This is a genomic window from Geodermatophilus sp. URMC 65, from assembly GCF_053502545.1.
Window position 1 is genome coordinate 1,057,790 of the sequence record NZ_CP199954.1, and the last position, 19,660, is coordinate 1,077,449.

At 76.3% G+C, this 19,660-nt stretch carries 23 protein-coding genes and 1 tRNA gene; 9 read left to right on the top strand and 15 right to left on the bottom strand.

All coding sequences use genetic code 11. The features are described 5' to 3' along the window. The first annotated feature begins 8 nt into the window (after nucleotides 1-8). The gene (locus tag ACWIX7_RS04920) at nucleotides 9-1,193 is read left to right on the top strand and encodes a DUF418 domain-containing protein (protein ID WP_448620446.1); all 1,185 of its coding nucleotides are present in this window, start codon (nucleotides 9-11) and stop codon (nucleotides 1,191-1,193) included. 120 nt (nucleotides 1,194-1,313) lie between these two features. On the opposite strand, the gene ACWIX7_RS04925 is transcribed toward ACWIX7_RS04920, so the two are convergent. The 3 genes from ACWIX7_RS04925 to hrcA all read right to left on the bottom strand — a co-directional run bounded on the left by ACWIX7_RS04925 (nucleotide 1,314) and on the right by hrcA (nucleotide 4,329). After that, nucleotides 1,314-2,081 (bottom strand): 16S rRNA (uracil(1498)-N(3))-methyltransferase, encoded by a 768-nt coding sequence (locus ACWIX7_RS04925; RefSeq protein WP_448620447.1) that lies wholly within the window; start codon nucleotides 2,079-2,081, stop codon nucleotides 1,314-1,316. Nucleotides 2,082-2,165: 84 nt separating this feature from the next. Continuing rightward, nucleotides 2,166-3,290, bottom strand: a complete 1,125-nt coding sequence (dnaJ, locus tag ACWIX7_RS04930; protein ID WP_448620448.1) for a molecular chaperone DnaJ — start codon at nucleotides 3,288-3,290, stop codon at nucleotides 2,166-2,168. 16 nt (nucleotides 3,291-3,306) lie between these two features. Beyond that, the gene (hrcA, locus tag ACWIX7_RS04935) at nucleotides 3,307-4,329 is read right to left on the bottom strand and encodes a heat-inducible transcriptional repressor HrcA (protein ID WP_448620449.1); all 1,023 of its coding nucleotides are present in this window, start codon (nucleotides 4,327-4,329) and stop codon (nucleotides 3,307-3,309) included. A gap of 242 nt (nucleotides 4,330-4,571) precedes the next feature. Between hrcA and ACWIX7_RS04940 the strand changes: the two genes are divergently transcribed. Beyond that, nucleotides 4,572-4,940: a type II toxin-antitoxin system VapB family antitoxin gene (locus ACWIX7_RS04940; RefSeq protein WP_448622133.1), complete on the top strand. Its 369-nt coding sequence runs from the start codon at nucleotides 4,572-4,574 to the stop codon at nucleotides 4,938-4,940. A gap of 78 nt (nucleotides 4,941-5,018) precedes the next feature. On the opposite strand, the gene ACWIX7_RS04945 is transcribed toward ACWIX7_RS04940, so the two are convergent. From ACWIX7_RS04945 to ACWIX7_RS04960, 4 genes are read right to left on the bottom strand one after another with little or no spacing between them, the layout of a single operon-like run. Then, nucleotides 5,019-5,624, bottom strand: a complete 606-nt coding sequence (locus ACWIX7_RS04945) for a response regulator transcription factor (RefSeq protein ID WP_448620450.1) — start codon at nucleotides 5,622-5,624, stop codon at nucleotides 5,019-5,021. After that, on the bottom strand, nucleotides 5,621-6,730 hold the full coding sequence (locus ACWIX7_RS04950) for a sensor histidine kinase (RefSeq protein ID WP_448620451.1): 1,110 nt from the start codon (nucleotides 6,728-6,730) through the stop codon (nucleotides 5,621-5,623). The genes ACWIX7_RS04945 and ACWIX7_RS04950 overlap by 4 nt, the downstream gene beginning before the upstream one ends. Before the next feature lie 20 nt (nucleotides 6,731-6,750). Beyond that, nucleotides 6,751-7,491: an ABC transporter permease gene (locus ACWIX7_RS04955; protein ID WP_448620452.1), complete on the bottom strand. Its 741-nt coding sequence runs from the start codon at nucleotides 7,489-7,491 to the stop codon at nucleotides 6,751-6,753. Beyond that, a complete protein-coding gene (locus ACWIX7_RS04960; RefSeq protein ID WP_448620453.1) occupies nucleotides 7,488-8,378 on the bottom strand; it encodes an ABC transporter ATP-binding protein in 891 nt (296 codons plus the stop codon). The genes ACWIX7_RS04955 and ACWIX7_RS04960 overlap by 4 nt, the downstream gene beginning before the upstream one ends. A gap of 160 nt (nucleotides 8,379-8,538) precedes the next feature. On the opposite strand from ACWIX7_RS04960, the gene ACWIX7_RS04965 reads away from it, so the two are divergent. Both ACWIX7_RS04965 and ACWIX7_RS04970 read left to right on the top strand, forming a co-directional pair. Continuing rightward, the gene (locus tag ACWIX7_RS04965; protein ID WP_448620454.1) at nucleotides 8,539-8,850 is read left to right on the top strand and encodes an ArsR/SmtB family transcription factor; all 312 of its coding nucleotides are present in this window, start codon (nucleotides 8,539-8,541) and stop codon (nucleotides 8,848-8,850) included. Then, on the top strand, nucleotides 8,847-9,302 hold the full coding sequence (locus tag ACWIX7_RS04970) for an SRPBCC family protein (protein WP_448620455.1): 456 nt from the start codon (nucleotides 8,847-8,849) through the stop codon (nucleotides 9,300-9,302). Before ACWIX7_RS04965 ends, ACWIX7_RS04970 begins: the two co-directional genes overlap by 4 nt. Here ACWIX7_RS04970 and hemW read toward each other — a convergent pair. After that, nucleotides 9,292-10,512 (bottom strand): radical SAM family heme chaperone HemW, encoded by a 1,221-nt coding sequence (gene hemW / locus ACWIX7_RS04975; RefSeq protein ID WP_448620456.1) that lies wholly within the window; start codon nucleotides 10,510-10,512, stop codon nucleotides 9,292-9,294. The genes ACWIX7_RS04970 and hemW overlap by 11 nt on opposite strands. Before the next feature lie 128 nt (nucleotides 10,513-10,640). On the opposite strand from hemW, the gene ACWIX7_RS04980 reads away from it, so the two are divergent. After that, nucleotides 10,641-11,411 carry an enoyl-CoA hydratase-related protein gene (locus ACWIX7_RS04980; protein WP_448620457.1) on the top strand — a complete coding sequence of 257 codons (771 nt, stop codon included), beginning with the start codon at nucleotides 10,641-10,643 and terminating at the stop codon, nucleotides 11,409-11,411. A 65-nt stretch (nucleotides 11,412-11,476) separates the two neighbouring features. Here ACWIX7_RS04980 and ACWIX7_RS04985 read toward each other — a convergent pair whose 3' ends face one another. Further along, entirely contained in the window at nucleotides 11,477-11,869 is a 393-nt protein-coding gene (locus ACWIX7_RS04985; protein WP_448620458.1) for a PH domain-containing protein, read from the bottom strand. A gap of 70 nt (nucleotides 11,870-11,939) precedes the next feature. Between ACWIX7_RS04985 and ACWIX7_RS04990 the strand changes: the two genes are divergently transcribed. Continuing rightward, nucleotides 11,940-12,089: a hypothetical protein gene (locus ACWIX7_RS04990; RefSeq protein WP_448620459.1), complete on the top strand. Its 150-nt coding sequence runs from the start codon at nucleotides 11,940-11,942 to the stop codon at nucleotides 12,087-12,089. A 39-nt stretch (nucleotides 12,090-12,128) separates the two neighbouring features. On the opposite strand, the gene ACWIX7_RS04995 is transcribed toward ACWIX7_RS04990, so the two are convergent. From ACWIX7_RS04995 to ACWIX7_RS05015, 5 genes are all read right to left on the bottom strand, one after another. Next, nucleotides 12,129-12,503 (bottom strand): VOC family protein, encoded by a 375-nt coding sequence (locus ACWIX7_RS04995; RefSeq protein ID WP_448620460.1) that lies wholly within the window; start codon nucleotides 12,501-12,503, stop codon nucleotides 12,129-12,131. A gap of 83 nt (nucleotides 12,504-12,586) precedes the next feature. Continuing rightward, a complete protein-coding gene (selB, locus tag ACWIX7_RS05000) occupies nucleotides 12,587-14,377 on the bottom strand; it encodes a selenocysteine-specific translation elongation factor (RefSeq protein WP_448620461.1) in 1,791 nt (596 codons plus the stop codon). Then, nucleotides 14,368-15,693 carry an L-seryl-tRNA(Sec) selenium transferase gene (selA, locus tag ACWIX7_RS05005; RefSeq protein WP_448620462.1) on the bottom strand — a complete coding sequence of 442 codons (1,326 nt, stop codon included), beginning with the start codon at nucleotides 15,691-15,693 and terminating at the stop codon, nucleotides 14,368-14,370. The genes selB and selA overlap by 10 nt, the downstream gene beginning before the upstream one ends. Before the next feature lie 69 nt (nucleotides 15,694-15,762). Then, the gene (locus ACWIX7_RS05010; protein WP_448620463.1) at nucleotides 15,763-15,918 is read right to left on the bottom strand and encodes a hypothetical protein; all 156 of its coding nucleotides are present in this window, start codon (nucleotides 15,916-15,918) and stop codon (nucleotides 15,763-15,765) included. A gap of 48 nt (nucleotides 15,919-15,966) precedes the next feature. Then, nucleotides 15,967-16,062: transfer RNA gene (locus tag ACWIX7_RS05015), tRNA-OTHER, on the bottom strand. A 23-nt stretch (nucleotides 16,063-16,085) separates the two neighbouring features. Here ACWIX7_RS05015 and selD point away from each other — a divergent pair. After that, on the top strand, nucleotides 16,086-17,093 hold the full coding sequence (gene selD / locus ACWIX7_RS05020) for a selenide, water dikinase SelD (RefSeq protein ID WP_448620464.1): 1,008 nt from the start codon (nucleotides 16,086-16,088) through the stop codon (nucleotides 17,091-17,093). A gap of 132 nt (nucleotides 17,094-17,225) precedes the next feature. On the opposite strand, the gene ACWIX7_RS05025 is transcribed toward selD, so the two are convergent. After that, nucleotides 17,226-18,110 carry a class I SAM-dependent methyltransferase gene (locus ACWIX7_RS05025; protein ID WP_448620465.1) on the bottom strand — a complete coding sequence of 295 codons (885 nt, stop codon included), beginning with the start codon at nucleotides 18,108-18,110 and terminating at the stop codon, nucleotides 17,226-17,228. 119 nt (nucleotides 18,111-18,229) lie between these two features. On the opposite strand from ACWIX7_RS05025, the gene ACWIX7_RS05030 reads away from it, so the two are divergent. Then, nucleotides 18,230-19,198, top strand: a complete 969-nt coding sequence (locus ACWIX7_RS05030; RefSeq protein ID WP_448620466.1) for a zinc-binding dehydrogenase — start codon at nucleotides 18,230-18,232, stop codon at nucleotides 19,196-19,198. Continuing rightward, entirely contained in the window at nucleotides 19,195-19,656 is a 462-nt protein-coding gene (locus ACWIX7_RS05035) for a YbaK/EbsC family protein (protein ID WP_448620467.1), read from the top strand. The genes ACWIX7_RS05030 and ACWIX7_RS05035 overlap by 4 nt, the downstream gene beginning before the upstream one ends. Nucleotides 19,657-19,660 lie beyond the last annotated feature (4 nt).

Genomic DNA, 19,660 nt, shown 5'->3' on the forward strand with positions numbered 1-19,660 from the left:
GCCCGACCATGGCTCCCCATGCGCCGCAGCCCACGATCCCCCGGGACCTCCCGCTGGAGTCCCCGCGCATCGCGTCGCTGGACGTGCTGCGCGGGGTGGCGATCCTGGGCACGCTCGCCACCAACGTGTGGATCTTCACCGACCCCGCGGGCTTCCTCGGGTACCTCGTCGACGACACCGCGGCCACCACCCCGGCCGGGTGGGCGTGGGTCGAGGCCGTGCTGCAGCAGCTCGCCCAGGGCAAGTTCCTCGGACTGCTCACCCTGATGTTCGGCATCGGGCTGGAGATCCAGCGCCGGTCGGCCCTGCGCGCGGGGCGGCGGTGGCCCGGCCGCTACCCCGTCCGCGCCGCGCTGCTGTTCCTGGACGGCGTCCTGCACTACCTGCTCGTCGTCGAGTTCGACGTCCTCATGGGTTACGCGGTCACCGGCGCCGTGGTGGCGTACCTCCTCGCCACGAGCGAGCGCGCCCAGCGCACCTGGATGCTCGCGGCGGCCGGCGTGCACGTCCTGCTGCTCGGCCTGGTCACGGCCGTGCTGACGGCCGCCCCGACGCCGCCCGTCCCCGGCGTGATCGAGCCCAACCCCTACGCCGACGGGTCCTGGTGGGACCTGGTGCTGCTCCGCGTCGACGACGCCGCGCTGTTCCGCCTCGAGCCCGTCTTCATCCAGGCCCTCTCGGTCGCGGTGTTCCTCCTGGGCGCCCGGCTGCTGCGGGCCGGCGTGCTGGGCCCGGACGGTGCCGCCCTGCGCCGCCGGCTGCTCGTCGTCGGCGCCGTGGCGCTGCCGGTGGACCTGGCGCTCGGGGTGTCCGGCGGCGCGGCGGGGCTGCTCGTGGCCCGCTACGGGACGGCGCCGCTGGTCGCCCTCGGCCTGCTGGCCCTCGTGGTGGAGGTGGTCGGCCGCCGCGAGCGACTCGGCGCGCCCGGACGGCGCCTGGCCGAGGTGGGGCGGATGGCGCTGAGCAGCTACGTGCTGCAGAACCTCGTCACCTCGGCGCTCTGCTACGGCTGGGGTCTCGGCCTGGCGTCACGGCTGGATCCCGGCGTCCGGGTGCCGGCGACGGTCGGCGTGTACCTGGTGGTGGTCACCGTCGTCGTCGCCTTCGCCCACCTGTGGCTGCGCCGCTTCGACCGCGGCCCGGTGGAGTGGCTGTGGAACTCCTCGTACCGGGCCCTGACCGGTGGCCGGTGAACCCTGACACTGCGGTCCTCCGGACCGCACCGCGGCCAGGCGCCGTGCCCCGGAGCCGTTGAGCCCTTCCGTGCACCGCGCCGGGAGCCCTGCGGGCCCCGCGTCGCGGCACACCAGGCTCTAGCGCCAGCGGGTGCGGATCGAGAGGGCGGCGAGGGCAGCGGCGCCGGCGGTCGAGGTCCGCAGCACCTCCCGGCCCAGCCGCACCGGGCGCGCACCGGCGGCGTTGAGCGCGATCACCTCGCCGTCGGTGAGCCCGCCCTCGGGACCGACGACGACCGCGATCGAGCCCGACGCCGGCAGGTCGACGCGCGCCATCGGGTGGCGGGCCTGCTCGTGCAGCACCAGCGCCAGGTCGACGTCGGCCAGCGCCCCGCACACCTGGCGGGTGGTCAGCACGTCGGTCACCTCGGGCACGCGCGGACGGCGGGACTGCTTGCTGGCCGCCCGGGCCGCCGCGCGCCACTTGGCGACGCCCTTGGCCGCCCGGTCCTCCCGCCAGCGCGTCACGCAGCGGGAGGCCGCCCACGGCACGATCCGGTCGACGCCGAGCTCGGTGGCCAGCTCGACGGCCAGCGGGCCACGCTCGCCCTTCGGCAGCGCCTGCACGAGCACCAGCTCCAGGGCCGGCGGCGGCACCTCGTGGCGGGCCGAGACCTGCACCCGCAGCCCCTGCGGCCCGGCCGCGACCACCTCCCCCTCGGCGACGGTGCCGCGCCCGTCGCCGACCCGCACCCGCTCGCCCGGCGTCAGCCGCAGCACGTCGACGGCGTGCCGGCCCTCGGCGCCATCGACCAGCAGGTCCGCGGTGTCGGGCAGCTCGTCGAGCAGGAACAGGGGCGCCCCGTCGAGCTCGGGCAGCCGGTCGTCGGTGGGGACGGTGCTCACGCGCCCTCCTCCTCGCCGGCGCTCGTCGGCCGCGTTCGCGGCGCTGCTCCGCCCCCGCGTGAGCTCGCGAGCTCGCTCACGGGATCACTTGAACAGCCGGGAGAAGAGCCCGCCGTGGCCTTCGGCACCGGCGGCGGCCGGGCGGTCCTCGCCGCGCAGCGAGGCCAGCTCGCGCAGCAGCTTCTCCTGCTCGGCGTCCAGGCGGGTCGGCGTCTCGACCTCCACGTGCACCATCAGGTTGCCGCGGCCGGTGGCACGCAGCCGCGGCGCGCCCTTGGCGCGCAGGGTCAGCACGCTGCCCGACTGGGTGCCCGGCCGGATGTCGACCTCCTCCTGGCCGTCGAGCGTCTCGAGGGTGAGGGTGGTGCCCAGCGCGGCGGCGGTCATCGGCAGGGTGACCCGGCAGTGCAGGTCCTCGCCGTCCCGGGTGAAGACGTCGTGCGGCCGCTCGGCGATCTCCACGTACAGGTCGCCGGCGGGCCCGCCGCCGGGGCCGACCTCGCCGTGGCCGGTGAGTCGGATGCGCATGCCGTCCTCGACGCCGGCCGGGACCTTGACCGGGATGGTCCGCCGGGCCCGCACCCGCCCGTCGCCACCGCACTTGGGACAGGGCTCGGGGATGACCTGCCCGGTGCCGGCGCAGGTCGGGCAGGGGCGGGTGGCCACGACCTGGCCGAGGAAGGAGCGCTGCACGCTCTGCACCTCGCCGCGGCCCGAGCAGGTGGTGCAGGTGGTCGGGTGGGTGCCGGGCGCGGTGCCGGCGCCGGTGCACGCGTCGCAGAGGACGGCGGTGTCGACGGTGATGTCCTTGGTGGTGCCGAACACCGTCTCGTCGAGGTCGAGGTCGAGACGGATGAGCGCGTCACCGCCGGCGCGGACCCGGCTGCGCGGGCCGCGCGTGGTGGCCCCGCCGCCGAAGAAGGCGTCCATGATGTCGCCGAGCCCCCCGAAGCCGGCCCCGCCGAACCCGCCGGCCCCGGCGCCCGCGCCGTTGTCGAACGGGTCGCCGCCGAGGTCGACGATGCGACGCTTCTCCGGGTCGGTCAGGGCCTGGTAGGCGCGGCTGACCTCCTGGAAGCGCTCCTTGGCCGCCGGGTCGGGGTTGACGTCCGGGTGCAGGTCCCGGGCCAGCCGCCGGTAGGCCTTCTTGATGTCGGCGTCGGAGGCTCCGCGGGCCAGGCCCAGCACGCCGTAGTAGTCGGTTGCCATCGAGAAGTCTCTTACCTCAGCTCTCGGCCAGGATCTGGCCGACGTAGCGGGCCACGGCACGCACCGCGGCCATGTTGGTCGGGTAGTCCATGCGGGTGGGGCCGACGATGCCCAGCCCGCCGAGGGCGCGGTCACCGGAGCCGTACCCCACGGACACGACCGATGCACCGGAGAGCGCCTCGTGGGCGTTCTCCTCGCCGATCCGCACGAGCACGGCGCCCCCGGTGTCCACCTCGCTGATCAACCGCAGGACGACGACCTGTTCTTCCAAGGCCTCCAGCAGCGGACGCAGGCTGCCGGGGAAGTCGACCGCGACCCGCGCGAGGTTCGCCGTCCCACCGACCACCAGGCGGTCGTCCCCCGGCTCGACCAACGTCTCGACCAGGACGGCGCCGATGGCGGCGACCAGCCGGCGCAGGTGCGGCTGCGCGGAGTCCAGCAGGTCGGGCACCAGGGCGGCCGCGTCGGCGAGCTTGGCCCCGGCGAAGATCTGGTTGAGCAGCGTGCGCAGCTCGGCGACGTCGTCGTGGTCGAAGTCCACCGGGCAGTCGACCAGCCGCTGCTCCACCCGGCCGGTGTCGGTGATCAGCACCAGCAGCAGCCGGGCGGTGGCCACCTGCACCACCTCGAGGTGGCGGACGGCGCTGCGCGAGAGCGTCGGGTACTGCACGACGGCGACCTGGTGGGTCAGCTGGGCCAGCAGCCGCACGGTGCGGCTGAGGATGTCGTGCAGGTCGACCGCGCCGTCGAGGAAGCGCTCGATCGCCCGCTTCTCCGCGACCGACAGCGGCTTGAGCGCCGAGAGCCGGTCGACGAAGAGCCGGTAGCCCTTGTCGGTGGGCACCCGGCCGGCGCTGGTGTGCGGCTGGGTGATGTAGCCCTGCTCCTCGAGCACGGCCATGTCGTTGCGGATGGTGGCCGGCGAGACGCCCAGGTCGTGCCGCTCGGCGAGGGCCTTGCTGCCCACCGGGTCGTTGGTCGAGACGTAGTCCTGGACGATGGCCCGCAGGACCTGCAGGCGGCGTTCGTCGTGCGCCACGGTGACACCTCCCCGTACCGGTCGACGCGTCGGGCGGCGCTCCTCCCGGAGCCCCCGGCACCCGGACGGCGGGTCGCGGGCGCTGGCACTCGCACGATCAGAGTGCCAGATCAGCATACGTCGGGAGGGCGGTCGGCGTCCCGGAGCCGACGAGGGCGGCCGGCACCGTCCGCAGACGGCGGCCGATAGGGTGGACGGCGGTCCAGTGCCCGTGGCAGCGCAGAGCGGAGGTCGGTCCCCTGATCTTCAAGGCGGTCCGCAACGGCCGGCCCTATCCCGACCACGGGCTGTCGACACGGGACTGGGCGATGATCCCGCCGCGGCAGATCCGGCTGGACACGCTCACGACCACCAAGCGCGAGCTGGCCCTGGACACCCTGCTCGCCGACGACTCCACCTTCTACGGCGACCTGTTCCCGCACGCCGTCCAGTGGCAGGGCGAGCTCTACCTCGAGGACGGCCTGCACCGCGCGCTGCGGGCCGCGCTGCAGCAGCGCAACGTCATCCACGTGCGGGTGCTAGACCTCGACACCCTGATCCCGGCCGAGCAGACGGGCCCCACGACCGCGGCGATCCCCGCCCAGCGACCGCTGCCCCACCCCCAGCAGTAGAAGGACCCCGTCCTCCTCGGGAAGGACCCCGTCCTCCTCACCGCTCGCAGGCTCGCGGCGAGCCTCGGGACGGGGCCGTCAGAGCCAGCCCTTGTCGGCGGCCACCCGGGCGGCCTCGACCCGGGTGCGCGCGCCGGTCTTGCCGATCGCCGAGGACAGGTAGTTGCGCACCGTCCCCTCGGAGAGGAACAGCCGGCGGGCGATGTCGGCGACGGTCGCGCCGTCGGCGGCCTCCCGGAGCACGTCGGCCTCGCGGGCCGACAGCGGGGTGGCGCCGATGGCCAGCGCCGCGGCGGCGAGCTCCCGGTCGATCACCCGCTCCCCGGCGACGACGGCGCGGATGGCCGTGGCGAGCTCGGCGACCGGCGCGTCCTTCACCAGGAACCCGGCCGCGCCGACCTCCATGGCGCGGCGCAGGAAGCCCGGCCGGCCGAACGTGGTGAGGACGACGGCGCGCACGCCCGGCAGCTCGGCGGCCAGCTCCCGCGCGGCCTCGATGCCGTCCTGGCCCGGCATCTCGATGTCGAGCAGCGCGACGTCGGGCACGTGTTCGCGCGCCGCCGGGAGCACCTCGTCGCCGCGGCCGACCTCGGCGACGACGGTGATGTCCTCCTCCAGCTCCAGCAGCGCCCGCAGCGCGCCGCGGACCATCGACTGGTCCTCGGCGACGAGCACCCGGATCACCGCGCCGTCCCGGCGGGCACCGGCGCCAGCGGCAGGACCGCGCGCAGCTCGTAGCCGCCGTCCCGCCCGGCGCCGCCGGTGAGCGCGCCGCCCAGCGCGCCCACCCGCTCGGCCAGGCCGGCGAGGCCGGAGCCGGGCTCGGTGTCGTCGGCCGGACCGCGACCGTCGTCGGCGACGGTCAGCACCGCCTCGGCGCCGTCCTCGGTGAGCGTGACGGTCACCGTGCGGGCGCCGCTGTGCCGCAGCACGTTCGTCGTCGCCTCGCGGACCACCCAGCCCAGCGCCGCGTCGACCGGGCCCGGCAGCGTCGGCACCCGGGCGGGCAGCCGGACGGCGACGCCGGCGCCCGACAGCGCCGCGCGGGCCTCGGCCAGCGCCTGGCCGCAGCTGACCTGCCGGTAGCCGCTGACCGCGTCGCGGACCTCGGCCAGCGCCCGGCGGGCCGCGGCCTCGACGTCGGCCATCTCCGCCCGCGCCCGCGCGGGGTCGGCCTCGGCGAGGCGGCCGGCCAGCTCGCTCTTGAGGGCGATGAGCGACAGGCTGTGGCCGAGCAGGTCGTGCAGGTCGCGGGCGAAGCGCAGCCGCTCCTCGGCGACGGCGTTGCGCGCCAGCTCCTCCCGCGCCTCGGCCAGCTCGGCGTTTACCGAGACCAGGTGCCGGGTGCCCCGCAGCGCGAAGGCGGTGAGCAGGCACATCACCGGGAGGATGAGCAGCCCGGGCTCGCCGTCGAGGCTTACCACCGCCGCGCCGACGGCGGCCGCCGCGAGCACGGCCGGCCACACCCAGCGGGTCGGCAGGGCCGCCGCCGCAGCCGCCGACACGTAGATCAGCAGCCCGGCCCACGACGGCCCCATCCAGACGGCGAGCGCGACGCCGAGCGCAGCGACCACCGCCAGCCGGTGGAGGACGGACCCGGTCCAGCAGCCGCCGAAGGCCCGCCGGAAGACGTCGAGGTAGACGACGGTGAAGACGACCAGGCCGGCGCCGGCGACCAGCCGGACGGCGAGCGGTCGCTCGGTGGTCACCAGGTCGGCGGCCGGGAAGAACTGGAACAGCAGCCAGGGCAGCGCCCAGCCGACGCGCTGCCAGCGGGGGCGGGGGTCCACGGAGGCCGACCGTAGCCGCATCAGCCGGCGACGGCGGCCAGCGGACGGCGCCGCGCCACGAGCACCGCGAGCGCACCGAACAGGGCGGCGAACCCGACCAGCGCGGCGACGGCCGGCGCGGGCGGCAGCGCTCCTCCGGCGGCGGCGCGGCCGGTCTCGGCGTACCAGTACGACGGCAGGCCGTGCGCCACCGCGCGCAGGCCGGAGGGGAACAGCTCGACCGGCACCCACAGCCCGCCGAGCGCGGCCAGCACGGTCCCGACGATGCCGATCGCCCCGCCGGCGGCCTTCTCCTCAAGCGCCCAGCCGAGCAGCAGGCCGAGCGCGACGAAGACCGCCGAGCCCAGCCACAGGACGCCGACCAGGCCGGCCCACTCGCCGGGTGCCAGCCGCACGCCGTTGACGAGCCGGCCGGTCAGCGCGACGACGACCAGCGGCGGCAGGGTCAGCAGCATGCCGACGGCGACGTCGACGGCCACCACCGAGGTCTGCGGCACCGGCGTGACGCGCAGCTGCCGCAGCCAGCCCGACGCCCGGTCGAAGGAGAGCCGGACGGTGGCGCCCAGGGCCGCGCCGATCGCGCCGTAGGACATCATCGCGACCATCGTGGCGGCGGCCTGCTCGGGGCTGACGCCACCCGGCGTCCCCGCGAAGACCTGGGTGAAGAACACCGTGAACAGCGCCGGCAGCAGCACGGTGAAGAAGAGGAACTGCCGGTTGCGCGCCACCCGGCGCAGCTGGAAGACGAACAGCGGGCTCATCGCGCGACTCCGGGGGTGGTGAGGGACAGGACGGCGTCCTCGAGGCTGGCGCCGCGTACCTCGAGGTCGGTCAGCGCGACGCCGTCGGTGAGCAACGCGCGCAGGGTGGCCTCGACGTCGGTGGTGGCCAGGGCGACCGTGCCGCCCAGCCGGGTGGCGCCGGTGACGCCTGGCACGCGGTCGAAGGTCGCGCCGTCGGGGGCCGAGAATCGGACGGCGCGCCCGGCGACCGCCGACCTGACCGCCGCGGAGGGCCCGTCGGCGACCACCCGGCCCCCGGCCATGACCACGACCCGGTCGGCGACCGCGTCGGCCTCCTCGAGGTGGTGGGTGGCGAAGACGACGGTGGCGCCGCGGGCGGCGAGGTCGCGCATCGTCGTCCAGAAGGCGCGGCGGCCCTCGACGTCCATCGCCGAGGTCGGCTCGTCGAGCAGCAGCAGCGGCGGCTGACCGGCCAGCGCGAGCGCCAGCAGCACCCGCTGCCGCTGGCCGCCGGAGAGCGCGTCGACGTCGCGGCCGAGCAGCCCGCCGATCCCGGTGGTGGCGACCAGGTCGTCGAGCGGCCACGGGTCGGCGTAGCTGCGGCGGACCAGGTGCAGCACCTCGCCGACGCGCGCCTCGCCGGGCAGGCCGCCGTGCTGCAGCATCGCACCGACGCAGCCCGCGCGGACGGCGTCGGACGGGGCGCGGCCGAGCACCCGGACGGTGCCCGCGTCGGGGTGCAGCAACCCGAGGACGGCGCTGACGGTGGTGGACTTGCCCGCGCCGTTGGGGCCGAGCAGCGCCACGGTCTCGCCGCGGCCGATGTGCAGGTCGAGGCCGTCGACGGCGAGCACGTCACCGTGGCGGACGGTCAGGTCGGTGAGGGCGAGGGCGTCGGGAGGCACGCGACGAGCCTGCTGGTCAGCGCCGCGTCGGCAGTAGTGCGGGACGTCGCCGGTCGGAGCTGACATCTGTCAGTCGTCCGGTCGCGGCGCGACGGTGCCGACCGAGCTGCCGTGTCGGGTCGAGTTGACATGTCGGGGATTCCCGACGCATCCTTGCCGTGTGCCCGGAGACGGAGTGTTCCTCGCGCTGGCCCATCCGGTGCGTCGGCGGCTCCTGCAGATCCTCGCCGGGGGACCGCGGACGGCCGGCGACCTCGCCGAGCAGTTCGACCTGAGCCGCCCCGCGGTCGCCGAACACCTCCAGGTGTTGCGGCGGGCGGCCCTGGTCCGCGACGAGCCGGTGGGGCGTCAGCGGCGCTACCACCTCAACGCCGAGCCGCTGGCCGAGGTCGAGGACTGGCTGCACCCGTTCGAGCACTTCTGGCGTGCGCGTCTGCGCTCGCTCGCTGACATCGCCGAGGAGGACACGTGACCGGAACCGACGCAGGTGCCCGCACGGGCAGCATCGAGGTCGACCAGTTCGTCGACGCCGATCCCGCCCGGGTGTGGCGGACCATCACCGAGCCGGAGCTGCTCGCCCGGTGGTGGGCGCCCGGGGACATCGCCCCGCGCGTGGGTCACCGGTTCCACCTCGACATGCCCGGCTGGGGCGCGGTGCCGTGCGAGGTGCTCGAGGTGCTCGAGGTGGTCGAGCAGGAGCGGCTCGTCCACACGTTCAACGACACGTGGCTGCTCACGTGGCGGCTCGTCCCCGAGGGCAGGGGCACCCGGCTCCTGCTGCAGCACACCGGCTTCGACCTCGAGCAGAAGCGGGACCGTTCCGCGCTCGACCGCATGGGCCCCGGCTGGCGCGACGTGGTCCTGCCGCGTCTGGCCGAGGTCGCGGCGGGACCCTGGACGGAGGCCGACCCCCCTAGTCGGTGAGGTCCCGGACGAGGGCGTCGGCGAGCAGGCGGCCGCGGTCGGTGAGGACGGCACGGCCGGCGGCGTGCGCGGCCGGCTCGAGCAGCCCGCGGACGACCGCGTCGGCGGCGCGGACCCGGCCGACCTCCGACAGCGCGGTCAGCGGCAGCCCCTCGCGCAGCCGCAGGCCGAGCATGACGGTCTCCAGCGCGCGGTCGTCGTCGTCGAGCAGCTCGGTGTCCTGCACCGGGCTCTCCCCGCGCAGCAGCCGGCCGGCGTACGCGGCCGGGTGCTTGACGTTCCACCAGCGCAGCCCGGCGACGTGGCTGTGCGCGCCGGGCCCGACGCCCCACCAGTTGGCGTTGGCCCAGTACAGCTCGTTGTGCCGGCAGCGGGCAGCCGCACCCCGGGCCCAGTTGGAGACCTCGTACCAGTCGAAACCGGCGGCGCGCAGGGTGGCGTCGGCCTGCTCGTAGCGGTCGGCGAGGACGTCGTCGTCGGGCACGGGCAGCTCGCCGCGGTCGATCCGGCGGGCCAGACGGGTGCCCTCCTCGACGATGAGGGCATAGGCGCTGACGTGGTCCACCGGGGCTGCGAGGACGGCGTCGAGCGAGGCGGCCCAGTCGGCGTCGGTCTCCCCCGGCGTCCCGTAGATCAGGTCGAGGTTGACGTGCTCGAAGCCGGCCGCGCGGGCCTCGTGCGCCGCCTCGACGGCGCGACCGGGGGTGTGCCGCCGGTCGAGGACGGCGAGCACGTGTTCGGCCGCGGACTGCATGCCCAGGCTGACCCGGGTGAAGCCGGCCTCGCGCAGCGTGGCGAGGGACGCGGGGGTCACGGTCTCGGGGTTGGCCTCGGTGGTGACCTCGACGTCGGGGGCGACCGGGAACAGCTCGCGGACAGCGGCGAGCACGGCGGCCAGGTCGTCGGCGGCCAGCAGCGTGGGCGTGCCGCCGCCGACGAAGACGGTGGCGACCGTCGGCAGGTCCGGGCCCAGGGTCTCGGCGGCCTGGCGGAGCTCGGCGATCGCGGTGCCGGCGTACTCGCTGCGGTTGGCGCCGGGGCCCAGCTCGTCGGAGGTGTAGGTGTTGAAGTCGCAGTAGCCGCAGCGGGTGGCGCAGAAGGGCACGTGCACGTACAGCCCGAAGGGCGTGCGGGTCACCCCCTCGCGGGCGCGGTCGGGGAGCTGCAGGGTCCGCGGCGGGACCTCGAGCAGCGGCAGGACGGTGTTCATCTGCCCCCAGTGTGCTCCCCCTCGTGTCGTGGCCCGGCAGGATGCCCGGTGGTGAGCGAGCTCGCGAGCTCACCCATGGGCACAGCAGCGCCGCGAACGCGGCCGACGAGCGCCGGCGAGGAGGACACGTGAGCGACGACACCGTGCTGCAGGTCTCGACGTCCCGGGGGGTCGCGACCCTCACCCTGGACTCCCCCACCAACCGCAACGCGCTCTCCCGCGCGATGCGCGCCCAGCTGCGGACGGCGCTGGCCGACGCGCTGGCCGACGACGCGGTGCGGGTGGTCGTGCTCGACCACACCGGCCGGGTCTTCTGCTCGGGGATGGACCTCACCGAGGCGGCCGGCGGCGCGGCCGTCGACCAGGGGGTGCGCGAGCTGCCCGAGCTGCTGGAGACGGTGTGGCGCTCACCCAAGCCGGTGGTCGCCGTCCTCCGCGGGCCGGCGCGGGCCGGCGGACTGGGGCTGGCGGCCGCGTGCGACGTCGTCGTCGCCGCGGCCTCGGCGACCTTCGCCTTCTCCGAGGTGCGCCTGGGCATCGTGCCGGCGGTCATCTCCGCCGTCGTCCTGCCGCGGATGCTGCCGCACTCCGCGCACCGGCTGATGCTGACCGGCGAGGTGTTCGACGCGACGACCGCGGCCGCCGGCGGCCTGGTGGACCTCTGCGTGAGCGACGACGAGGTCGACCCCACCGTGGCTGCCCAGGTGACCGCGCTCGCCGCCGGGGCGCCGGCGGCGCTGGCCGAGACCAAGCGGCTGCTGCGCGCCGGCGGGCTGCGCGGCTCGGCGGAGGAGCTGCTGGAGCTCTCGGCGCGCTTCTTCGCCAGCGAGGAGGGCCAGGAGGGCATCGCGGCGTTCCGGGAGAAGCGCCCGGCACGCTGGGTGCCCGCGGCCCAGTGAGGTCCCCGGACGCTCAGCCGCTGCTCACACGTGTGAGCAGCGGCTGAGCATCGGCGGGGAGGACCTCAGAGCACGTAGCCCGCGATCATCTGCCCGAGGCCGCGGATGTCGGCGTTGCCCTTGTACTCCAGCCGGACCTTGCCCAGCCCGCTGAACCACAGGTCGAGCTCGGCGTCGAGGTCGAAGGTGCCGGCGGTCTCGATCGAGAAGGCCTGCACCTTGCTGTACGGCAGCGAGGTGAAGTCCTTCTTGCGGCCGGTCATGCCCTGCACGTTGACGGCGATCAGCCGCTTGTCGGTGAAGACGACGAAGTCGCGCACCGCCTTGAAGCAGGCGACGACCTGCTCGCCCGGGACGAGCAGCGGCGCCACCTCGGGGCCGAGGTCCTGCGGGGAGGCGGGGTTGAGCTTGAAGACGGAACCGTTGCTGAAGTCTATTACCGCATGACGGTATGTCACCGAGCACGCACTCTGGGCGATCGCAGGGTGTGTCTTGCCCCCGACCTCTCGCCAGGAGGACCCTCCGGGCATGACCGAGCCCGACGAGCGCGAGCGGTTCCGCCACCTCCCGGAGCCCGTGCGGCTGGAGGACACGGTCGAGAGCGTCGACACCGCCCCTGACCCTGCTCCCGACGTCAGCGACGAGCGCGAGGTGTTCCTGCGCCAGGCCGGCGGCTGACGCCAGGTCGGTCGGCGGCAAACCGGGAGGGGGTGCGGCTCAGACCTCGGACCAGACGCCGAGCTCGTTGCCGCTCGTGTCCTGGAAGTGGAACCGCCGTCCGCCGGGGAACGCGTAGGGGCCGTTGACCACCCGTCCACCGGCGGACGTCACCGCCTCGAGGGTCTGGTCGAGATCGGCCGAGTAGAGCAGGACGAGGGGGCCGCCCGGGCGCACCTCCGTGCCGGCCGCGAGACCCCCGACCTCCGGTGCGGACCCTCCGGACCCGTCGCGGATGCCGGCGTACTGCGGCCCGTAGTCGGTGAACTCCCAGCCGAAGGCGTCGGCGTAGAACCGCTTCGCCTCCGCGAGGTCGGTGACGGTGATCTCGATGTGGTCGATGGCGTGGTGACGGTGCTCGGTGGGTTCGGCCATGCCGGTCATCGTGCCCGGGACGGTGTCGAGGACGGGCGGGCTCGGGTCGCGTGCGGAGTCCGGGATCCCTGGAGGGGACGGGTTCAGCGCAGCCGGCGGGTGTTGTCCGGCAGCCGCTCGGTGACGCCGCGCGCGTCCAGCCACTCCATCAGCGGGACGGCGACCCGCCGGCTGGTCCCCCACGCCGAGCGGGCCTGGCTGAGCGTGAACGGCGCGGTGACGGCGGCCAGCCGGGCGCGCGCCTCCTCGGCGACCCCGGGCGCCAGGTAGACGCCGTCGGCGATCCTGACCAGCTGCCCGTCGCGCACGGCCGCGGCCAGCTCGCGCGGCCCCAGCCCGGCGGCGCGGAGCTGGTCGGCGTCCGGCGCGGCGAACGGGTCGGCGGCCAGCGTCGCCCGGATCCCGTCGACGGCCTGCTGCACCCCGGCGGGCAGGCCGGCGGTCGCGGCGACCACCCGGCCCTCGCGCAGGGCCAGCGGCTCGCGGACGACGGCCGGCACCAGCTCGTCGTCGGGCAGCTCCAGGGCCCGGCGGGCGACGGCCACCGGTGGGCCGGGCTCGAGCGGGCGCAGCTGCCGGTAGCGGGCGACGATCCCGGGCAGGGCCGCGGCCAGCTCGTCGACCAGCCCGGGCGCGAGCAGCCAGGGCCCCACGGCCGTCGCCTGCTCGGGCACCGGCCAGCCCATCGCGGCGAAGTCGGCGGCCCGGACGAACCGGCGGCGGGCCAGCTCGGTGGCGGCCCCCGCCGTGCCGGCGGGCCGGGCGGCCAGCTCCTCGGCGCGCCGGCGGGCAGCTCCGCGGCGGCGCAGCTCGGGCGGGTCCACGTCCCGGACGTCGGCGCCGAACACGCGGCGGGCGCCGGGATCGCGCAGCAGCAGCCGGTCGCCGACCCGCAGCGGCAGCGGCGTGGCCAGCCGCAGTCGCACCGCCACCCCCTCCAGCGGGCGCAGCCGCGCGCCGACCGCGGCCGAGCCGACGTGCACGACGACCTCGGCGGGCAGCCGGTCCTCCGGCTCGCGGGCCAGGGTGACGTCGAGCTCGGCGGTGTCGCGGAACGCTCCCGGCGTGAGCAGGGCGTCGCCGCGGGAGAGCTCCTCGACGGCGGTGCCGCGGAGGTTGAGCGCCACCCGGGCGGTGGCCTCGGCCCGCTCGACCGGCTGCCCCAGCGAGTGCACGCCGCGGACGCCGACCTCCCGGTCACCGAGCTGCAGCCGGTCCCCGGCGGCGACGCGCCCCGCGGCGAGCGTGCCGGTGACCACCGTGCCGGCGCCCCTCACCGGGAACGCCCGGTCGATCCACAGCCGCACCGGCGCCTCCCGGTCCGGCGTGGGCAGCCCGGCGAGCAGCGACTCGAGCGCGGCAACGACGTCGGGTACCCCCGTGCCGGTGGCGGCGCTGACCGCCACCCCGGGTACCTCGCCCATCGGCCCGCTCCCCAGGGACGTGGCGGCCAGCCGCTCCCGGACGTCGGCGAGCACCGGTGCGGGATCGGCGAGGTCGGCCTTGGTGACGGCGAGCAGCGCGTGCCGCACGCCGAGGGCGTCGAGGACGGCGACGTGCTCGGCGGTCTGCGCCGACCAGCCGTCGTCCGCCGCGACCACCACCAGCGCGGCGGGCACCGAGCCGACCCCGGCGAGCATGTTGCCCACGAAGCGCTCGTGCCCGGGCACGTCGACGACCGCGAGCCGGCGGCCCGAGGGCAGCGTCGTCCAGGCGAAGCCGAGGTCGATGGTCAGCCCGCGGCGGCGCTCCTCCTCCCACCGGTCGGGCTCCATGCCGGTGAGCGCGCGGACCAGCGTCGACTTGCCGTGGTCCACGTGGCCGGCAGTCGCGATGACGTCCATCCCGGACGTGCCGGGAGCGGTCACCTCCACCGGCGGGCCACCTCCAGCACCGCGGTCGCCAGCGTCCCGTCGTCCGCCGGCGGCAGGCTGCGCACGTCGAGCAGCGTGCGGTCACCCGCGACGTACCCGACCACGGGGGGCGTGCCGGCGCGCAGCGGCACCGCGAACCCCGCGGGCAGCGACACCGCGGCGCTGGGCAGCGGGTGCTCCGGCGCCCCTCCTCCGCCGACGCGGGCCTCGGATTCCACCGCGACCGCGTCCAGCCCGGCGGACGTCAGCCGGGCGGCGAGCGCGGCGGCGCGGCGGCGCAGGCCGTCGACGTCCGCGGCCAGCATCTGCTGCACCGGCGACTGCGGGCCGCGCAGCGTGGCCTCCAGCGCGGCCAGCGTCGTCTTGTCGACGCGGAGCGCCCGGTGGAGCGGGTGCCGCCGCAGCCGCTGCACGAGGTCGGCGCGGCCCAGCACCAGCCCCGCCTGCGGCCCGCCGAGCAGCTTGTCGCCGCTGGCCAGCACCAGGTCGGCGCCGTCGGCGAGGGTGGTCTGCAGGTCCGGCTCCTCGGGCAGCACCGGGTGCGGGTGCAGCAGCCCGGAGCCGACGTCGGCCACGAGCGGGACGCCGCTGCCGGCCAGCCCGGCGGCGAGCTCGGCCACCGGCACCGCCCGCGTGAACCCGCGGACGACGAAGTTGGACGGGTGCACCTTGAGCACCGCGCCGGTGTGCTCGGACAGGGCGCGGCGGTAGTCGTCGAGCGCGACGCGGTTCGTCGTCCCCACCTCGCGGAGCCGGGCACCGGTGGCCTCGAGCAGCTCGGGGATGCGGAAGCCGTCGCCGATCTCGACCAGCTCGCCGCGGGCGATGACCAGCTCCCCGCCGAGCGCGGTGGCCACCAGCGCCAGCGCGGCGGCGCAGTTGTTGACCACCAGCGCCGCCTCCGCGGCCGGGACGGCGTCGACCAGCGCGGCCAGCGCCGCCTCCCCCCGCGGACCGCGCCGGCCGGTGGTCAGGTCGAGCTCGACGTCGGTGGTGCCGCTGGCCGCGACGACCGCCTCCACCGCGGCCGGCGACAGCGGCGCGCGGCCCAGGTTGGTGTGCACGAGGACGCCGGTCGCGTTCAGCACCGGGCGCAGGCTGCCGGCCGTCGTCGGCAGGGCGGCCAGGACGGCGGGGACGGCGTCGGCGGGGGCGAGCGCGCCGGTGCGGACGCGCTGCTGGACGTCCTGGACGGCGGCCTTGACCAGGTCGCGGCCCAGCCGGTCGGCGGCGGCGGCGAGCTGCGGATCGGCCAGCAGCGTGTCGGTGCGGGGCACGCGCCGCCGCGGGTCGGTGCCTGTCGACTGGGAGCTCATCGGCGCCGAGCGTAGGTCGGAGGCGGGCCGGGGCGGCGGGCGTGCGCCCGACCGCCCCGGCGGAGGTGCTCAGCAGGCGTTGCCGGACGCCCCGGAGAAGCCCGGCCCGCCCGTCGACGGGCGGGCCACGGCCCGGTCCCCCAGCTCGGCCCCGCCCCCGGACGCCGACCAGTGCCCGTCGTCGACGGTGACCTCGACCAGCCGCCCGCCGTCGAGCTGGTCCATGCCGCGGGCCGCCGTCCGGCGGGACGGCGGCCCGCGGGGCGGGGGCTCTGGCGGAGGCGGACGGGAATCGAACCCGCCTGACCGAGGTGCTCGGCCACGTCGGCTTTAGAGGCCGCGGGGGCCACCAGGCGCCCTGACGCCTCCGCAGGTCAGCCTACGGTGGAGCGGTGACGACCGCGCCCGCACGCACCCGGCTCACCCAGTACGCGCACGGCGGCGGCTGCGCCTGCAAGATCCCGCCGGGCGAGCTGGAGGCCGTGGTGGCCGGCCTGACCGCGGCCGGCCCGGTCGACCCGGCCGCGGAGCTGGTCATCGGCCTGGACGACGGCGACGACGCGGCCGTCGTCCGGATCGCGGGCGGGCAGGGACTGGTCCTCACGACCGACTTCTTCACCCCGGTCGTCGACGACGCGTACACCTTCGGCCGGATCGCGGCGACCAACGCGCTCTCCGACGTCTACGCCATGGGCGGCACGCCCGTCGTCGCGGTGAACCTGCTCGGCTGGCCGCGCGACGTACTGCCCGCCGAGCTCGCCGCCGAGGTGCTGCGGGGCGGGCTGGAGGCCGCGCAGGAGGCCGGCTGCCACGTCGGCGGCGGGCACTCCATCGACGACCCCGAGCCCAAGTACGGCATGGCGGTGACCGGGGTCGTCGACGTCGACCGGGTCATCACCAACTCCGGCGCGGTCGCCGGGACGCCGCTGTCGCTGACCAAGCCGCTGGGGATCGGCGTCCTCAACAACCGGATGAAGGCCACCGGCGAGGTGTCGGAGGAGGCGGTCGCGGCGATGACCACGCTCAACCGGGACGCCGGCCGGGCCGCGGTGGCCGCCGGGATCCGCGCCGGCACCGACGTCACCGGCTTCGGCCTGCTCGGCCACCTCTACAAGATGGCCCGGGCCAGCGGGGTCACCGCGGTCGTCGACGCCGCCGCCGTCCCCTACCTGGCCGGGGCGCGGGAGGCACTGGCCGCGGGCTTCGTCTCCGGCGGCACCCGGCGCAACCTCGACTGGGTGCGCCCGCACACCGACCTGTCGGCCGTCTCCGAGGACGAGGCGCTGCTCCTGGCCGACGCGCAGACCTCCGGCGGGCTGCTGCTCGGCGGCGAGGTGCCCGGCGCCCCGGTGATCGGCGAGTTCGTCCCGCGCGGGGAGCACGCGGTGGTCATCCGCTGAAGCGGCGGGCGGCGGGCGGCGGGCAGCGGGCAGCGGGCAGGCGGCGCCGCGAGTGGGCAGTCGGGGTCGTCCCGCTCGGCGTGTCCGCGCGTGTCGCCGACGACGACTGCCCACTCGGCCGACGTGGCCCTCTCAGACGACCGCTCGACCCCGGCGGGCGGTGGTCAGCCAGGCGGCCGCACCGAACAGGACCCCGTCCGGGGTGGCGTGCCCGGCCAGGGCGGCCCGCAGCTCGTCGAGGGCGGCCCGCCGGGCGCCGTCGTCGAGCCCGCCGAGGAGGCCCCGGGTCAGGCCCAGCCCGCTGACGAAGTCGAACGCGTCCTCGGCGTCGGCGCCCAGCCGGACCGTCCCCGGCACGTCGGCGAGGTGGACCGACTCGAACCCCGCGGCGGCCAGGACCCGGCGCACGTGGTCGGGGTCGGACAGGCCGAACGGCCCGGGAGCGTCGCCCGGCGGCTCGGGCAGCGGGCGGCCGGCCGCGAGGGTCCGGCGGAGCACGAGCAGCCACTCGTTGCGGGCCAGCGGCTGCCACGACAGCAGGGCCAGCCGCCCGCCGGGGCGCAGGGCGCGGGCGAGGTTGGTGAACGCCGCGACCGGGTCGCCGAAGAACATCGCCCCGAACCGGCTGAGCGCGACGTCGAACGACGCGGACCCGAAGGGGTGCACCTGGGCGTCACCCTGGACGAACGTCGTGTTGGTCAGCCCCGCGGCCGCGCTGCGCCGACAGGCCTCGGCCAGCAGCGGAGCCGATAGGTCGATCCCGGTCGCGTGCCCGTCGGGCGCCGCGCGCGCCGCCGCGCGGGTCGAGACGCCCGCGCCGCAGCCGACGTCGAGCACCCGGTCGGCCGGGCCGATCCCAGCGGCCTCGAGCAGGCCTGGGTCGAACGCCGCCGATGCCGCGTCGAAGCGGTCGGCCCGCGCCGCCCAGTCCTCGCCCTCCTCGCCGTTCCAGGCGCCGGCCATCTCGGCGTTGCGGGCGTCGACGAGCGGGGGCTGCGGTGGCGTCGGCACGGTCATCGCCGTCTCCCGTCGGCGGGGCCTGGACCTCGGATGGTCCCGGACCGCGACGGCTCTGCCCACCCCTGCGGACGCGGCCTGACGTCGCCCCCGCTGGGTCCCTCGGTTAGCGTCCGGGCATGCTCGCTGCCTTCGTCTCGACGCCCGCCCCGAAGGACCCGCTCTCCGTGCTGGAGGTCGCCGAGCGCCCCGAGCCGGAGGTGCCCGACGGCTGGACGACGGTGCAGGTCAGGGCCGTCTCGCTGAACCACCACGACCTGTTCAGCCTGCGCGGGGTCGGGCTGCCGCAGGAGCGGATGCCGATGATCCTGGGCACCGACGCGGCCGGGCTCGACGAGGACGGCAAGGAGGTCGTCGTGCACGGCGTCGTCGCGAGCCCGGGCTGGATCGGCGACGAGACGCTCGACCCCAAGCGCACGCTGTTCTCGGAGCTGTACCAGGGCACGATGGCCGAGCGGGTCGCCGTCCCCCGGCGCAACGTGCTGCCCAAGCCGGCCGAGCTCTCCCTCGCCGAGGCCGCGTGCCTGCCCACCGCCTGGCTGACCGCCTACCGGATGCTCTTCGTGAAGTCCGGCCTGCGGCCGGGCCAGACCGTGCTCGTGCAGGGCGCCAGCGGCGGCGTCGCCACCGCGCTGGTCGTGCTCGGCAAGGCCGCCGGCTTCCGCGTGTGGGTGACCGGCCGCAGCGAGGAGAAGCGACAGGGTGCCCTCGACCTCGGTGCGGACCAGGCGTTCGAGACCGGCGCCCGGCTGCCCGAGCGGGTGGACGGCGTCATGGAGACCGTCGGCGAGGCGACCTGGAGCCATAGCGTCAAGTCGCTCAAGCCCGGCGGCGTCATCGTCATCTCCGGCGCGACCACCGGCCCCAACCCCGGTGCCGAGCTGAACCGGGTCTTCTTCACCCAGCTGTCGGTCATCGGCTCGACGATGGGCACCCGCGAGGAGCTGGAGGCGCTCATGCGGATGTGCACGGCCACCGGCGTGCGCCCGGTCATCGACGTCGAACTGCCGCTGACGCAGGCGCGCGAGGGCTTCGAACGCATGCTCGAGGGCCGGACCGCCGGGAAGATCGTCTTCACGCTCCCGTGAGCCCGGTCGACCGGGTGGTCGCCGCGCTCCGGGAGGCCGGGGTGGACGCCGAGGTGCGCCGCCTCGACCAGCCGGTCCCGACGGCGGCCGCCGCGGCCGAGGCGCTCGGCTGCGAGGTGGGCGCCGTCGCCAACAGCCTCGTGTTCGACGCCGACGGCGCCCCGCTGCTCGTGCTCGCCAGCGGCGCGCACCGGGTGGACACGAGGAAGGTGGCGGCGCTGCTCGGGGTCCGCCGGGTCCGCCGGGCGAGCCCCGAGGCGGTCCTCGCGGCCACCGGCCAGGAGGTCGGCGGGGTGGCGCCGACCGGCCACCCCGCCCCGCTGCGCACGCTGGTGGACGTCGACCTCGCGGCGCACCCACTCCTCTGGGCAGGCGGCGGCGACCACCACACGATGGTGTCGCTCACCTACGCCGACCTGCTGCGGCTGACCGGAGGCGACCAGGCGGCCGTGGCCTGAGCCC

What these genes read in the sequence shown, in the direction of transcription:
- ACWIX7_RS04920 (WP_448620446.1), top strand. Translation starts at nt 9, where the DNA reads ATGGCTCCCCATGCGCCGCAGCCCACGATCCCCCGGGACCTCCCGCTG.
- dnaJ (WP_448620448.1), bottom strand. Translation starts at nt 3,290, where the DNA reads ATGGCAACCGACTACTACGGCGTGCTGGGCCTGGCCCGCGGAGCCTCC.
- ACWIX7_RS04955 (WP_448620452.1), bottom strand. Translation starts at nt 7,491, where the DNA reads ATGAGCCCGCTGTTCGTCTTCCAGCTGCGCCGGGTGGCGCGCAACCGG.
- hemW (WP_448620456.1), bottom strand. Translation starts at nt 10,512, where the DNA reads ATGAACACCGTCCTGCCGCTGCTCGAGGTCCCGCCGCGGACCCTGCAG.
- ACWIX7_RS04990 (WP_448620459.1), top strand. Translation starts at nt 11,940, where the DNA reads ATGACCGAGCCCGACGAGCGCGAGCGGTTCCGCCACCTCCCGGAGCCC.
- ACWIX7_RS04995 (WP_448620460.1), bottom strand. Translation starts at nt 12,503, where the DNA reads ATGGCCGAACCCACCGAGCACCGTCACCACGCCATCGACCACATCGAG.
- selA (WP_448620462.1), bottom strand. Translation starts at nt 15,693, where the DNA reads ATGAGCTCCCAGTCGACAGGCACCGACCCGCGGCGGCGCGTGCCCCGC.
- ACWIX7_RS05010 (WP_448620463.1), bottom strand. Translation starts at nt 15,918, where the DNA reads ATGGACCAGCTCGACGGCGGGCGGCTGGTCGAGGTCACCGTCGACGAC.
- ACWIX7_RS05025 (WP_448620465.1), bottom strand. Translation starts at nt 18,110, where the DNA reads ATGACCGTGCCGACGCCACCGCAGCCCCCGCTCGTCGACGCCCGCAAC.
- ACWIX7_RS05030 (WP_448620466.1), top strand. Translation starts at nt 18,230, where the DNA reads ATGCTCGCTGCCTTCGTCTCGACGCCCGCCCCGAAGGACCCGCTCTCC.